Annotated in this window: 12 protein-coding genes; 7 read left to right on the top strand and 5 right to left on the bottom strand. The window is 69.3% G+C overall.

All coding sequences use genetic code 11. The features are described 5' to 3' along the window. Positions 1 to 50: 50 nt before the first annotated feature. From ACIBVP_RS16085 to ACIBVP_RS16065, 5 genes are all read left to right on the top strand, one after another. Positions 51 to 542, top strand: a complete 492-nt coding sequence (locus ACIBVP_RS16085; RefSeq protein ID WP_396106875.1) for a beta-class carbonic anhydrase — start codon at positions 51 to 53, stop codon at positions 540 to 542. Between the two features lie 57 nt (positions 543 to 599). Beyond that, positions 600 to 1,475 carry an A/G-specific adenine glycosylase gene (locus ACIBVP_RS16080; RefSeq protein ID WP_396106874.1) on the top strand — a complete coding sequence of 292 codons (876 nt, stop codon included), beginning with the start codon at positions 600 to 602 and terminating at the stop codon, positions 1,473 to 1,475. 214 nt (positions 1,476 to 1,689) lie between these two features. Next, a complete protein-coding gene (locus ACIBVP_RS16075; RefSeq protein WP_396106873.1) occupies positions 1,690 to 2,676 on the top strand; it encodes an N-acetylmuramoyl-L-alanine amidase in 987 nt (328 codons plus the stop codon). A 19-nt stretch (positions 2,677 to 2,695) separates the two neighbouring features. After that, positions 2,696 to 3,208 carry a 2'-5' RNA ligase family protein gene (locus tag ACIBVP_RS16070; RefSeq protein WP_396106872.1) on the top strand — a complete coding sequence of 171 codons (513 nt, stop codon included), beginning with the start codon at positions 2,696 to 2,698 and terminating at the stop codon, positions 3,206 to 3,208. Continuing rightward, positions 3,205 to 3,525, top strand: a complete 321-nt coding sequence (locus tag ACIBVP_RS16065; RefSeq protein ID WP_396106871.1) for a hypothetical protein — start codon at positions 3,205 to 3,207, stop codon at positions 3,523 to 3,525. The genes ACIBVP_RS16070 and ACIBVP_RS16065 overlap by 4 nt, the downstream gene beginning before the upstream one ends. Here the strand turns inward: ACIBVP_RS16065 and ACIBVP_RS16060 are convergent. Beyond that, a complete protein-coding gene (locus tag ACIBVP_RS16060) occupies positions 3,522 to 4,274 on the bottom strand; it encodes an alpha/beta fold hydrolase (RefSeq protein WP_396106870.1) in 753 nt (250 codons plus the stop codon). The genes ACIBVP_RS16065 and ACIBVP_RS16060 overlap by 4 nt on opposite strands. 86 nt (positions 4,275 to 4,360) lie before the next feature. Here ACIBVP_RS16060 and ACIBVP_RS16055 point away from each other — a divergent pair, with 86 nt between their 5' ends. Then, the gene (locus tag ACIBVP_RS16055; RefSeq protein ID WP_396106940.1) at positions 4,361 to 5,806 is read left to right on the top strand and encodes a M1 family metallopeptidase; all 1,446 of its coding nucleotides are present in this window, start codon (positions 4,361 to 4,363) and stop codon (positions 5,804 to 5,806) included. A gap of 195 nt (positions 5,807 to 6,001) precedes the next feature. On the opposite strand, the gene ACIBVP_RS16050 is transcribed toward ACIBVP_RS16055, so the two are convergent. The 3 genes from ACIBVP_RS16050 to ACIBVP_RS16040 form a co-directional block, all read right to left on the bottom strand. Then, a complete protein-coding gene (locus ACIBVP_RS16050; RefSeq protein ID WP_396106869.1) occupies positions 6,002 to 7,018 on the bottom strand; it encodes an endonuclease/exonuclease/phosphatase family protein in 1,017 nt (338 codons plus the stop codon). Further along, positions 7,011 to 7,220 (bottom strand): hypothetical protein, encoded by a 210-nt coding sequence (locus ACIBVP_RS16045; RefSeq protein ID WP_396106868.1) that lies wholly within the window; start codon positions 7,218 to 7,220, stop codon positions 7,011 to 7,013. Before ACIBVP_RS16045 ends, ACIBVP_RS16050 begins: the two co-directional genes overlap by 8 nt. A 582-nt stretch (positions 7,221 to 7,802) precedes the next feature. Further along, positions 7,803 to 10,349, bottom strand: coding sequence for an ATP-dependent Clp protease ATP-binding subunit (locus ACIBVP_RS16040; protein ID WP_396106867.1), 2,547 nt, complete (start codon positions 10,347 to 10,349; stop codon positions 7,803 to 7,805). 285 nt (positions 10,350 to 10,634) lie between these two features. On the opposite strand from ACIBVP_RS16040, the gene ACIBVP_RS16035 reads away from it, so the two are divergent. Beyond that, the gene (locus ACIBVP_RS16035; protein ID WP_396106866.1) at positions 10,635 to 11,468 is read left to right on the top strand and encodes a (2Fe-2S)-binding protein; all 834 of its coding nucleotides are present in this window, start codon (positions 10,635 to 10,637) and stop codon (positions 11,466 to 11,468) included. 178 nt (positions 11,469 to 11,646) lie between these two features. On the opposite strand, the gene ACIBVP_RS16030 is transcribed toward ACIBVP_RS16035, so the two are convergent. Next, positions 11,647 to 12,627: a DUF5937 family protein gene (locus tag ACIBVP_RS16030; protein WP_396106865.1), complete on the bottom strand. Its 981-nt coding sequence runs from the start codon at positions 12,625 to 12,627 to the stop codon at positions 11,647 to 11,649. Between the last annotated feature and the right edge of the window lie 4 nt (positions 12,628 to 12,631).

The raw sequence follows: 12,631 nt of genomic DNA, 5'->3' as shown, positions 1-12,631 counted from the left end.
TTCCAGTGCTTGACCGCAATGTGGGCACGGCGAAACACGGGAGCTGACATATGACCGCAATCGACGATCTCCTGCACCGGCACGCGATCGGTGTCGACCACGGCGCGCCGGGAGTTCCGACGCCGGTGCCTTCACTCCACCTGGCGATCGTGACCTGCATGGACGCACGCATCAAGGTCTTCGACGTGTTCGGCCTCCGGCACGGCGAGGCGCACATCATGCGCAACGCGGGCGGGGTCGTGACCGACGACGTCATCCGGTCGCTCGCGATCAGCCAGCGCAAGCTCGAGACCCGCGAGGTGATCGTCATGCAGCACACCTCGTGCGGCCTGTCGTTGATCACCGAGGACGAGTTCAAGGACGAGCTGGAGAAGGACACCAAACTGCGGCCGCCGTGGGCGATCGAGGCGTTCCGCGAGGTCAAGGACAGTGTCCGCCAGTCGGTCGAGCGGGTGCGGCGCAGCCCCTTCGTGCCATACCGGGACCACGTCCGCGGGTTCGTCTACGACGTGGCGAACGCGGAGCTGACCGAGGTCATCTAGCTCGGCGGTGAACGCCGTCCGGTGCGGCGATCACAGGACGGCTAGGCTCGTGGCGCGATGGCCATCGACGCATGTGTGCTGACCGACTGGTTCGCCGAGAAGGCGCGGGACCTGCCGTGGCGCAGGTCCGACTGCTCGGCGTGGGGTGTGCTGGTCAGCGAGATCATGCTGCAGCAGACCCCGGTCGCCCGCGTCGAGCCGTCGTGGCACGAGTGGGTGGCCCGCTGGCCCAAGCCGTCCGACCTGGCCGCCGCCACCCCGGCCGACGTGCTGCGCATGTGGGGCAAGCTCGGTTATCCGCGCCGCGCGCTGCGGCTGCGGGACGCGGCCGCCGTGATCGCGGACCAGCACGACGACGTCGTTCCGTCCGACGTGGACACCCTGCTGGCACTGCCGGGCATCGGCGCGTACACCGCGCGTGCGGTCGCCGCGTTCGCCTACCGCAAGCGCTGCCCGGTCGTGGACACGAACGTGCGGCGGGTCATCGCCCGCGCGGTACACGGGGCGGGTGACGCGGGCCCCGCGTCGAACACCCGCGACATGGCCGACGCGGAGAAGCTCCTGCCGGAGGACGACGAGCACGCGGCACGCATGTCGGCTGCGCTGATGGAGCTGGGCGCGATCGTGTGCACGGCACGCAACCCGCGCTGCGCCGACTGCCCCGTCTACGACACGTGCGCGTGGCAGCTCGCCGGGAAACCGGCCTACAACGGGCCCGCGAAGCCCGTGCAGAAGTTCGCGGGCACGGACCGCCAGGTGCGCGGTCTTCTGCTGGACGTCCTGCGGGACACCTCGACCCCGGTCCCCAAGACACGACTGGACGTCGTCTGGTCCGACGCCGGGCAGCGGGACAGATGTCTCGACTCGCTGCTGGTGGACGGCCTGGTCGAACAGACCGCCGACGGCCTGTTCGCGTTACCCGGAGAGCACTGAGCGGAGCTCGCGGAGCGGACACCGCTTCTGAGTTACCTCTGCAAATTGGCAACCAAATTCTTTGGCAATTGGGGAACTCTTGTCTTCGGGTAACGGCGCGACTACGTTCGGAAATGCCAGTCACCGATCTGGGTCTGATGACTCCACGTCGAGGGAGATCGAGATGGCCGTATCCCGCCGTGCCCTTTTACGGGGCGGCTTCACCGTCACAGCCATGGGCGCACTGGGCGCGTCGACCGCGCCGATCGCGTTCGGCGCGGTCAAACCCACCGTCGAACGTCCGCGCATCTACACGTGTGACGAGTGGGGCGCGCGCCCGCCGAACGGCACCATCACTGTCCTGAACCGCAAACCGACCTACATCGTCGTCCACCACACCGCGGGCGGTAACTCGTCCGACCTGTCGCTGGAGCACGCGTTCCAGATCTCGCGAAGCATCCAGGACTTCCACATGGACGGCCGCGGCTGGGTGGACTCCGGCCAGCAGCTCACCAACAGCCGCGGCGGGCACGTCACCGAGGGCCGCCACCGCAGCGTCGAGGTCCTCGACGGCGGCCGCAAGCACGTGCAGGGCGCGAACGTCGCCAACCACAACAGCGAGGTCATCGGCATCGAGAACGAGGGCCTCTACTCCACTGTGGACGTCACGCCGCAGCTGTGGGACTCGCTGGTGCAGCTCGTCGCGTACATCGCCCAGTCGTACGGCATCTCGCCGGACATGATCCGGGGGCACCGCGACTTCAACGCCACGGAGTGCCCCGGCGAGGTGCTGTACCGGCGGCTGCCGGAGCTGATCGCGGCCGTGCGTGCCGAACTCGGCACGGCACCGTCACCCGCCGCTCACCTGCGGTCGTGGCCGCTGCTCAAGCCGGGCGAGCAGAGCGAGAAAGTCCTTGCCGCGCAACACCTCCTGCGTGCGCGCGGGGTGGACGTGACGGCGGACGGCGTGTTCGGCGACGTCACGTTCGCGGCGGTGTCGCGGCTCGCGGCGGAGAACGGCGTGGCGTACGAACCCTGCTACGCCAGCCGGACCGCGGACGAGAGCGGCTTCATCGGCGTCACCACGTGGCCGCTGCTGGTCCGGACCGTGCACGCGGGCGACACCGGCGAGGCCGCGAAGGCGGCGCAGGCGCTGATGACCGCGCGCGGGCAGCGGTTCGACACCGTCGACACGCCCACCTGGCAGCGGCTCCTCGCCTGACGCCTGGGATCCTGCGTCCATGGCGCAGGCGCTCGAGTTCCACTTCGACGGCGACGCGGACGCCGCGGTGCGTGGACTGTGGCGGCGGCTGGCGGACAGCGACATCCCCAGCCCCGCCACGACCCCGCACGTGACGTTCGCGGCCGCCGGCACGATCCCCGCCGCCACCCGCGGCGCGCTGCGGGACGACCTGCGGCTCCTGTCGATCCCGTCGCTGTGGCTGTCGATCCTGACCGCGTCCGACGGTGAGCTGGCGCTGACCGCGGTCGTCGACACCGAGCTGCTCGCCGTCCACTCCGCGGTGCACGACGTGCTGGCGAAACGGGTGAAACAGCCGGTCGCGCGCTATTTGCCCGGTTCGTGGATGCCGCACTGCGTGCTGGCCCGCGACCTCGAACCGGACCTCATGACGGCAGGCTTCACCGCGCTGTACCCGGTAGGGTCGATCAAGGCGAGGATCAGCGAGATCGTGGTCGTCGACACCCACACGGGCGAGACCGACGTCCTGCGCGTCCTGGAGGACGAGTCATGAGTGAGGAACTGCGACGGGTGCGGGACACCCTCATCGAGGAGCTGCGCAAGTCGGAGACACTGACCGTCGCGGGCCGGGCCCTGTTCAACCGGTACGCCGCGATGTGCGAGGCCGCGAGCGGCGCCGCGCCCGCCGCCACACCGGAACCACCCGAGCCTGCTCCTCGTCCCCAGCGCCCGGAGCCGGTGGACGAGGAAGAGGAGTTCGGCGGCTCGTTCATGGTCCGCCCCACCACGTCACACTCGAACTTCCCCGGCTACCGGGAAGCACCGGCACAGTCGGACCTCCCGCGCTCGATGCGGGACCGCCGCCGCTAGCGGCCCAGTACACCTGACAAGAACGCCTCGACCGCGCCCCTGTAGACGGCCGGACGGTCGTGGTGGACGACGTGGCCCGCGCCTTCGACGACCAGGTGGTGCACCACGCCACCGGCACGTTTCGGCAGCTCGGCCATCTGTCCGGGCGGCATCGCGCTGTGCTCGGCCTCGACCGCGAGCATCGGGCAGCGCACCCGCTCGACGAACGGCCAGTAGTCGCGGCGGCCCCATTCGTTCGCGATCTCGTACAGGTCTTCGAGGTCGGCGATCAGGTGGTAGCCGTCCTCCCGCTCCTCGACGCACTCGATGAACCAGTCGCCGAGGTCGCCGAAGAACTCCCGCACGTGCGCCAGGGAGCGGAACGGCACCGGCCACGACTCGAAGTACGACTTCCACGGGTCGACGGTCTTGCCGCGCTGGTCGGGGGCGATGTCCTCGACGACGACCGCGCGGACCAGGTCGGGGTGGCCGGCGGCGAGGCACCAGGCGTGCAGGCCGCCCATGGAGTGCCCGATGACCGTGCTCGGGCCGAGGTCACGCAGGACCTCGGCGGCGTCGTCGACGAAGTCCTCGGTGCGCCAGCCGCCGCCGCGGTGCGGGCTGCGGCCGTGCCCGCGCGCGTCGAGCCCGACGACCCGGCCGTAGGCGGTCAGCCACTTCGCGACCGGCCACCAGGTGGTCGCGCGGCCCATCAGGCCGTGGAGCAGCAGGATGCCGGGGCCTTCGCCGCCGAACTCGACGATGTGCACCCCTGATGGATACACGGAACCCACCCACGCATCACATCCGGTCGGTCATGATGTCCGGGTCCACCGACGATCGGGAGCTGTTCACCATGCACCACCGCACGGCCGTGCGCGTTGTCTGCCTCACACTGGCCGCGGCGGGTCTCGCGGCCTGCACGGTCTCGCGGAGCAACGACTCGTCGGCCCGCTCCTCGGCCGAGGAGGCGCCGCCGGCGGCCACGTCCGACAGCGCCGGTGACCCGTACTACCCGGAGGACGGCAACCCGGGCTACGACGTGACCGCGTACCACGTCAAGATCAGCTACGACCCGCCGAAGCAGGCGCTGAGGGGCGACACCCTGGTCACCGCGAAGGCCAGCACCTCGCTGCCGGAGTTCAACCTCGACCTCCAGGGTCTGGAGGTCAGCGCGGTGACCGTCGGCGGAGAAGAGGCCAAGTTCACCCGCGAAGGCGACCACGAACTGGTGATCACCCCGGCGGAGCCCATCGCACAGGGTGACACCTTCGAAACCCGCGTGCAGTACAGCGGCACCCCGGAGTCCGCGGAGGCGGGCTCACTGGGCGAGAACGGCTGGCAGCGGTCGTCGTCCGGCGGCGCGTTCGCCGCGGGCGAGCCCCACTCGGCGACGTCCTGGTACCCGGCGAACGACACCCCGCGGGACAAGGCGACGTTCAAGCTCGACGCGCGGGTCCCGAACGGCTGGAGCGTGGTCTCCAACGGCCTCGAGTCCCCGGCGACGCCCGGCAACGACGGCTGGACCACGTTCCACTGGAACGAACCCAACCGGGTCGCGACGTACCTGACGACGGTCGGGATCGACAAGTGGACCTTCGAACGGTCCACGCTGCCCAGCGGCGTGCCGGTGGTCAGCGCGTACGCCCCGGGCGCGGAAGGCAAGAAGTCGGTGGAGTCGAGGCTCCCGGAGATCATCGCGTTCCTGGAGTCGAAGTTCGGCCCGTACCCCCAGTCCGCGGCCGGTGGGATCTACATCAACGAGAACATCGGCTTCTCACTGGAGACCCAGGGCAGGCCCATCTACGCGGCGTGGGCGGAGGAGCCGGTGGTGGTGCACGAGAACGCACACCAGTGGTACGGCAACTCGGTGACCGTCGACCAGTGGAAGGACATCTGCCTGAACGAGTGCTTCGCGAGCTACGCCCAGTGGCTGTGGGACGAGGCGAAGTACGGCGCGAACCTGGACGAGCAGTACCGGACCGAGGTGGCGCGGAGCACCGGTCACCTGTGGACGGGCAAGCTGTACGACATGGGCGCGGGCAACGAGTTCACCGCCGTCTACGAGAAGGGCCCGCTGGCGCTCCACGCGCTACGCCGGGAGATCGGCGACGAGGCGTTCAACAAGGTGCTGAAGGAGTGGCCGACCAGGTACCGCGACGACAACGCGTCGTGGTCGGACTTCGAGAAGCTCGTCACCGAGACGTCCGGCAAGGACCTGACCGCCTTCTTCGACGCCTGGTTCCGCGGTGACGCACAGCCCGCGGACGAGTTCCTGTACCCGGGGCCGCTGCGCAAGTAGGCGGCCTCCGGCCCCCTCGAACCACGCTACCGGACCCCACCGACACTCTCCGCCCGCGACGATCGCGTAGCGGCCGGTTGTCCACAACCGCTCCCGTTGTCCACAGCGGACCCCGACGCGACCGGAACCGTCACCCCCGTCCCGTAGGCTGGGAACCGGGGGCCGGCGGCCGCGCTCCGCAATGTCCGCTGTGGACTACGGCAGGATCACCTCGGCCAGCACCGCGCTGTGGTCGCTGTCCGGCAGGTCGAAGACCGCGTAGCTGCTGACCGCGCAGCGGACGTCCGTGACGATGTGGTCGAGCGTCAGCGGTGGCCCCGTCGGCCACGACGACCACGTCGCGGTCAGGCCCTCGCCCGCTTCCTCACCCGCGTCGGCGTAGCCGTGGTCGATCAGGTCGCGGAACGCGGCGTGGTCGAGCGTCGCGTTGAAGTCGCCGGCGAGGATGCGCGGGCGTTCGTTCGTCGTGGCCTCCGGCAGGTCGGCCAGCTCGGCACGCCACGTGCGGGCGCTCCTGTCGTTCAGCGGTGGCCGGACGTGCACCGCCGTCACTTCCGGGTCGTCGTTGCCCGGCAGGTCGACCACCGCCGACGGCTGCGACAGCGTGCTCTCCTCGACCAGGACGATCTGGCGCAACGGCAGGTTGGCCGCGATGCCGGACCCACTGCCATCCGGCCGCGCGTCGAACACGCGGTACGGCAACACTTCCCACAGTCCGGCACTGTCCAGTGCGGACACCGCGTCGGGCGTCAGTTCCGGCATCGTCAGTACGTCGACCTTCTGTTGCCGCACCAGGTTGACGAGCGCCCGAGGGTCGGCCTGGCCGATGTGGAGGTTGGCGGTCATGATCCGCAGGTGTGGCCCGGACGCGTCCGGTTGCTCCTCGGCCAGGAACCTCGGTCCGAGCAGCGACGCCAGCGACAGCGTGATCACCAGGACGGCCAGCCCCAGCACCCATCGCCGCAGCAACAGGGTGAGCAGCGTGAGCACGCCCGCGCCCGCGACGACGTACGGCGTGAGCGTCATGGCGCCGACGAGGAACGCGGTGGTGTTCTCGAGGCTGAGCACCCGGATGACCCCGTACCCGAGCAGGGCGAGCGCCAGCACGAACAGGAGGAACGTGACCGAGCCGCGGCGGCAGCGGACGGGTTCGTCGATGTCCTCGGCGGGGTCGTAGGCGGCCTCGGCGGTGGCCTCGCTCCATCTAGCCATGGCGTTCGTTGCCCCGCTTGTAGTTGCCGGTGACGCGGGCGAGGAGGTGCTGGGCCTCGTCGTCGGACGCGCGTTCGAGGCGGCCCAGGAGCTTGGCCGCGGCGGCGCCGCGGATGGTGGTGACGACCCGACCACCTCGGGAGACGAGCACCTGTCCGTCCTTGGTGACCCGCCAGTCGAACGGGTCGTCCTCAAGCCCCATGAACACAGCTTGCCCGAGGTGGGGTGCGTCGCGCCGGTGGTTTCTCGTTCGTGTCGCGGCCTCCGGCCCCCGGAATCCAGCGTAACGGGGCGGGCCGACACCGCCGGGTTGTCCACAGGGCGCCTGTGGACAACCGTGTCGGCTGTGGACAACCGCGGTTACGAAGCGTCGGCGCGACCGCACATGTCGGTGGCATGCCGTAGCGTGGTTCGAGGGGGCCGAAGGCCAGCGACGTCGCTCGCTCGGACGCGTTTTTGCTTGCACTGACTGGGATTTCGGGTGCGCGGCGACCTCGCGAAGGGGTGGCCTCCGGCCCCCGGTTGCCAGCCTACGCCTGGGCACCGACAGTGACTGCGTGCTGTGGGCAGAGCTGTGGACAACTCGGTGATCTGTGGACAACTCGGCTGCGTTGACGTGGTGTGCGGCGTGCCTCGGCCGACGCCGAACACCGTTGGGATGTGGCAACCGGATGTCCTCGCCGGACGCCCGGTTCGGGATGCCCAGAAAGACGCCTTCGGGACGTTGAACAAGCGGAAGGCCGCGCTCCCGAAACCGGGGGCGCGGCCTTCCGTTGTTCTTGGATCAGGCGGACTCCGCGTCGTCGCCTTCCGTGCTCGACGCGGCCATGTTGACCGGCGGGGCGTCCGGGACGTTGGCGGGCTTGGTCTCACCGCGGAAGGTGAAGACCGCCTTGTCCGTGGACGTGCCTTCCTCGCCGTCCCAGCCTTCGACGTCGACGATGATGATCTGGCCCGGCTGGATCTCGCCGAACAGGATCTTCTCCGACAGCTGGTCCTCGATCTCGCGCTGGATGGTCCGGCGCAGCGGCCGAGCGCCCAGCACCTTGTCGAAGCCGCGGGTGGCGAGCAGCTTCTTGGCGTTCGACGTGAGTTCGAGGGCCATGTCCTTGTTCTTCAGCTGCGCCTCGACGCGGGTGATCATCAGGTCCACCATCTGGACGATCTGCTCTTCGGTGAGCTGGTGGAACACGATGATGTCGTCGATGCGGTTGAGGAACTCCGGCCGGAAGTGCTTCTTCAGCTCGTCGTCGACGCGCTGCTTCATCCGGTCGTAGGTCTGGCCTTCGCCGCCGCTCGAGAAGCCGAGGTTCACGGCCTTCGAGATGTCCTGCGTACCGAGGTTCGACGTGAAGATGATGACGGTGTTCTTGAAGTCCACCGTCCGGCCCTGACCGTCGGTCAGCCGCCCGTCTTCCAGCACCTGCAGGAGCGTGTTGTAGATCTCCTGGTGCGCCTTCTCGATCTCGTCGAACAGGACCACCGAGAACGGCTTGCGCCGCACCTTCTCGGTCAGCTGGCCACCCTCCTCGTAGCCCACATACCCGGGAGGGGCACCGAAGAGCCGCGAGGCGGTGTAGCGGTCGTGGAACTCACCCATGTCGATCTGGATGAGCGCGTCGTCCTCGCCGAACAGGAAGTTCGCCAGCGCCTTCGACAGCTCGGTCTTACCGACACCGGACGGGCCGGCGAAGATGAACGAGCCGGACGGACGGCGCGGGTCCTTCAGGCCGGCGCGGGTGCGGCGGATCGCCTGGGACACGGCCTTGACCGCGTCCTCCTGGCCGATGATCCGCTTGTGCAGCTCCTCCTCCATGCGGAGCAGACGCGTGGTCTCCTCCTCGGTGAGCTTGAACACCGGGATACCGGTCCAGTTGGCGAGGACCTCGGCGATCTGCTCGTCGTCCACCTCGGCGACGACGTCCAGGTCACCGTCCTTCCACTGCTTCTCCCGCTCCGCCTTCTGGCCGAGCAGCGTCTTCTCCTTGTCGCGGAGCTTCGCGGCACGCTCGAAGTCCTGCGCGTCGATCGCGCTCTCCTTCTCGCGGCGCACGTCGGCGATCTTCTCGTCGAACTCGCGCAGGTCCGGCGGCGCGGTCATGCGGCGGATGCGCATGCGGGCACCGGCCTCGTCGATCAGGTCGATCGCCTTGTCCGGCAGGTACCGGTCGTTGATGTACCGGTCGGCGAGCGTCGCCGCGGCCACCAGCGCCGGGTCGGTGATCGTGACGCGGTGGTGCGCCTCGTACCGGTCGCGCAGGCCCTTGAGGATCTCGATCGTGTGCTCGAGCGTCGGCTCGCCCACCTGGATCGGCTGGAAGCGGCGCTCCAGCGCGGGGTCCTTCTCGACGTACTTGCGGTACTCGTCGAGCGTGGTCGCACCGATCGTCTGCAGCTCACCGCGGGCGAGCATCGGCTTCAGGATCGAGGCCGCGTCGATCGCGCCCTCGGCGGCACCCGCACCGACGAGCGTGTGGATCTCGTCGATGAACAGGATGATGTCGCCGCGCGTGCGGATCTCCTTGAGCACCTTCTTCAGGCGCTCTTCGAAGTCACCGCGGTAGCGCGAGCCGGCGACCAGGGAGCCGAGGTCAAGCGTGTACAGCTGCTTGTCCTTCAGCGTCTCCGGCACCTCGCCCTTGACGACCATCTGCGCGAGGCCCTCGACGACGGCCGTCTTGCCGACGCCGGGCTCGCCGATGAGCACGGGGTTGTTCTTGGTGCGGCGGGACAGCACCTGCATGACCCGCTCGATCTCCTTGGCCCGCCCGATGACCGGGTCGAGCTTGCCCTCCCGCGCGGACGCGGTCAGGTTGCGACCGAACTGGTCGAGCACCAGCGAGGAGGACGGGGTGCCCTCGCCGCGGCCGCCGGTCTCCGCGGGCTCCTTGCCCTGGTAACCGGACAGCAGCTGCAACACCTGCTGGCGTACGCGGTTGAGGTCGGCGCCGAGCTTGACGAGCACCTGGGCGGCGACGCCCTCGCCCTCCCGGATCAGGCCCAGGAGGATGTGCTCGGTGCCGATGTAGTTGTGTCCGAGCTGCAACGCTTCCCGCAGCGAGAGCTCGAGGACCTTCTTGGCCCGTGGGGTGAACGGGATGTGCCCGCTCGGCGCGTGCTGGCCCTGGCCGATGATCTCCTCGACCTGCTGCCGCACGCCCTCGAGGGCGATTCCCAGCGACTCGAGCGCCTTGGCGGCGACACCCTCACCCTCGTGGATCAAGCCCAGGAGGATGTGCTCGGTGCCGATGTAGTTGTGGTTGAGCATCCTGGCCTCTTCCTGGGCCAGGACAACCACCCGCCTCGCGCGGTCGGTGAACCTCTCAAACATCTGCACTCCTGACTGCTGCGCCGGCGGCCCTTACTCCACCGCTAAGTACCCGGTTCGCGGTGGCTCAGCACCGTGAAGACCACTGTAGTCGTCCAGCCTGTCGCTCTCAGTACCACTTGCGGCTATCCGAGAGCTTCACAAGGAACAACGTGCGACAACCGGGGCGGATTCCGCCAGCTGGTGATGTCCGCTGAGCGCGAACACTCAGGACGCCGGGCTCGCGATGATCTTTATGGTGAGCTAAAGTTAGGTCAGCCTCACCTAATAAGGCCTCAGGAGACGCCCATGCGGACCAGTCCAAGCTTACGGCTTGTGACCGGCGTGCGCGTGCCCTCACTTGTCGAATCGGTCACACGGGCCGCTTCCCGCCAGGTCAGGACCGAGGTCCGCGTCGGGCTCCCGGACGATTCAACCGGCTGGGTGAACTGTGCGGAACTACTCTCCGCACCCGACGGTTTCACGCTCTGGCGTCAGGAACTCGCAGGTTGGCTGCACGACCGCTACAACGAGGCGCCCGAACGGACTACGGCCGGTTACGTGATGTCGTGGTACCTCGGCGTCCCCGGGTACCTCGCGGCACTGCTCTTCCACCACGAGCGGCGGGTGCCGTCGCTGCGTCCCGAGCACCTCGCGTTCCACAAGGCTCGACCGAGACCCCATCCGGATTCGATCGCGGTTCTTGACGAGAGCTTCGTGTGCCTGCCCGACGACCCCGCCGCGGGCACGCCGAACGCGACCGTCGTGCCGTCCGAGAAGGCGCTCGCGGCGGTGCTGCGGGGCCGGTTCACCGCCCATGCGGCACGGTTCGTGTCGGCGTTCGCGGGGACCGTGCGCTTCGGCAGGCACACGCTGTGGGCGGCGGCCACCGACGCGCTCGATCACTCGATGTGGCTGGTCGGCCGGTACGCTGGCGACGAGACCGCAGGCGTGCTGGACGCGAACCTGCTGCTGCCGGACCGGTTCGCGCCGCTGACGTCCGCGTCGACGCTGCGGCCGGTGGTCGACGACCAGGGCAGGACGGGATGGACGCGGCGACGCGAGGCGTGCTGCTTCCACTACCTCATGGAGGCCGGTCAGGGCGTGTGCGAGACATGCCCCCGTGCGTGCCCGAAGAACTGAGCGACGGTTGTCCACAACCCGTCCGGTTATCCACAGGCAAGATCGACATCCGGGTGCCTGTCGGTAGGCACCGGTAGACTGGCATGGCGGGTGGCCCCCGGGAACGGGTGGGGGTTGAGGTTACGCACTGGACGCGGAGTTTTCGCAGGTCAGAGTCGGTTTGCGGCGGTGCGCTCGCTCAGGGTGTGCCGCCTGCCAGGGCGTCGCCCAGCGGGGTTCTCCGGTAGAGCACAGCACGGCCCGAGCGGGCCCTGGTGACCAGGCCCGCGTTGCGCAACACCGCCAGGTGGTCACCCACCGCACCGGTCGCCATGCCGAGCGACGTCGCCAGCTGTGTCGTGCTCGCCGGGTCCGACAGCGCCACCAGCAGCCGCGCACGTGACCGTCCCAGCAGCGACGCCAGCGCGTCCGGCGGCGTCGCGGGCCCCGGCTCCCACAGCGCGGCCGTGCCCCGCGCCGGGTACACCAGCGCCGTCGGCCACGGCGGGTCCGTGTACGCGCCGATGTTCGGCCACACGAACACCGCGGGCACGAGCAGCAACCCGGCGCCGTCCAGATGGTAGGTGCCCGCCACGAACCGGCTCAGCTCCAGCGCGCCGTCCCGCCACGCCAGGCGCTTGTGCAACCCCGCGAACGCCGCCTGCCACCCGCCCGTGCTGAGCAGTCCCGCGCGGTAGACCACGTCGCGTTCCAGCACGGCACGCAACGCGGGCCAGTCCGGCGCGATCAGCTCGTGCCACGCCTCCTCCAGCACGTCGGCCAGGATCGCGGACACGTTCTCGTCCTCGAGCACCGCGAGCACGCGCGGGTCGGTGGCCGGGCGCCGGGCCAGGCAGTCGGCGATCTCCTTGCGTGCCTGCGCCAGCGGCGTCGCCCTGAGCGCGGCCAGGTCGTCCTCGATCGTCTGCGCCATGCTCGTCGGCGGTTGCACCACGAACGCGGCGCCATAGCGCTCGCTCTGGAGTGCCAGCAACGCGTCCAGTGCCGTCTCGCGGCGCAGGCGGTGGAAGGCGGGCATCAGGCGTGCCGACCACGCGGGCGGCAGCGACGTGCGTTTGCGGCCCGACAGCTTGCGCAGCACGTTCTCCAGCTCGGTCACCGGCGACAACGCGAAACGGCTGTTCAGCAGGTCGTCGCGGCCGACCACGAACCTCAGCACGCTG

It is taken from the genome of Actinophytocola sp. NPDC049390 (genome assembly GCF_044466355.1).
Taxonomy (GTDB): domain Bacteria; phylum Actinomycetota; class Actinomycetes; order Mycobacteriales; family Pseudonocardiaceae; genus Actinophytocola.
This window is presented reverse-complemented; position numbering and strand designations above follow the sequence as displayed.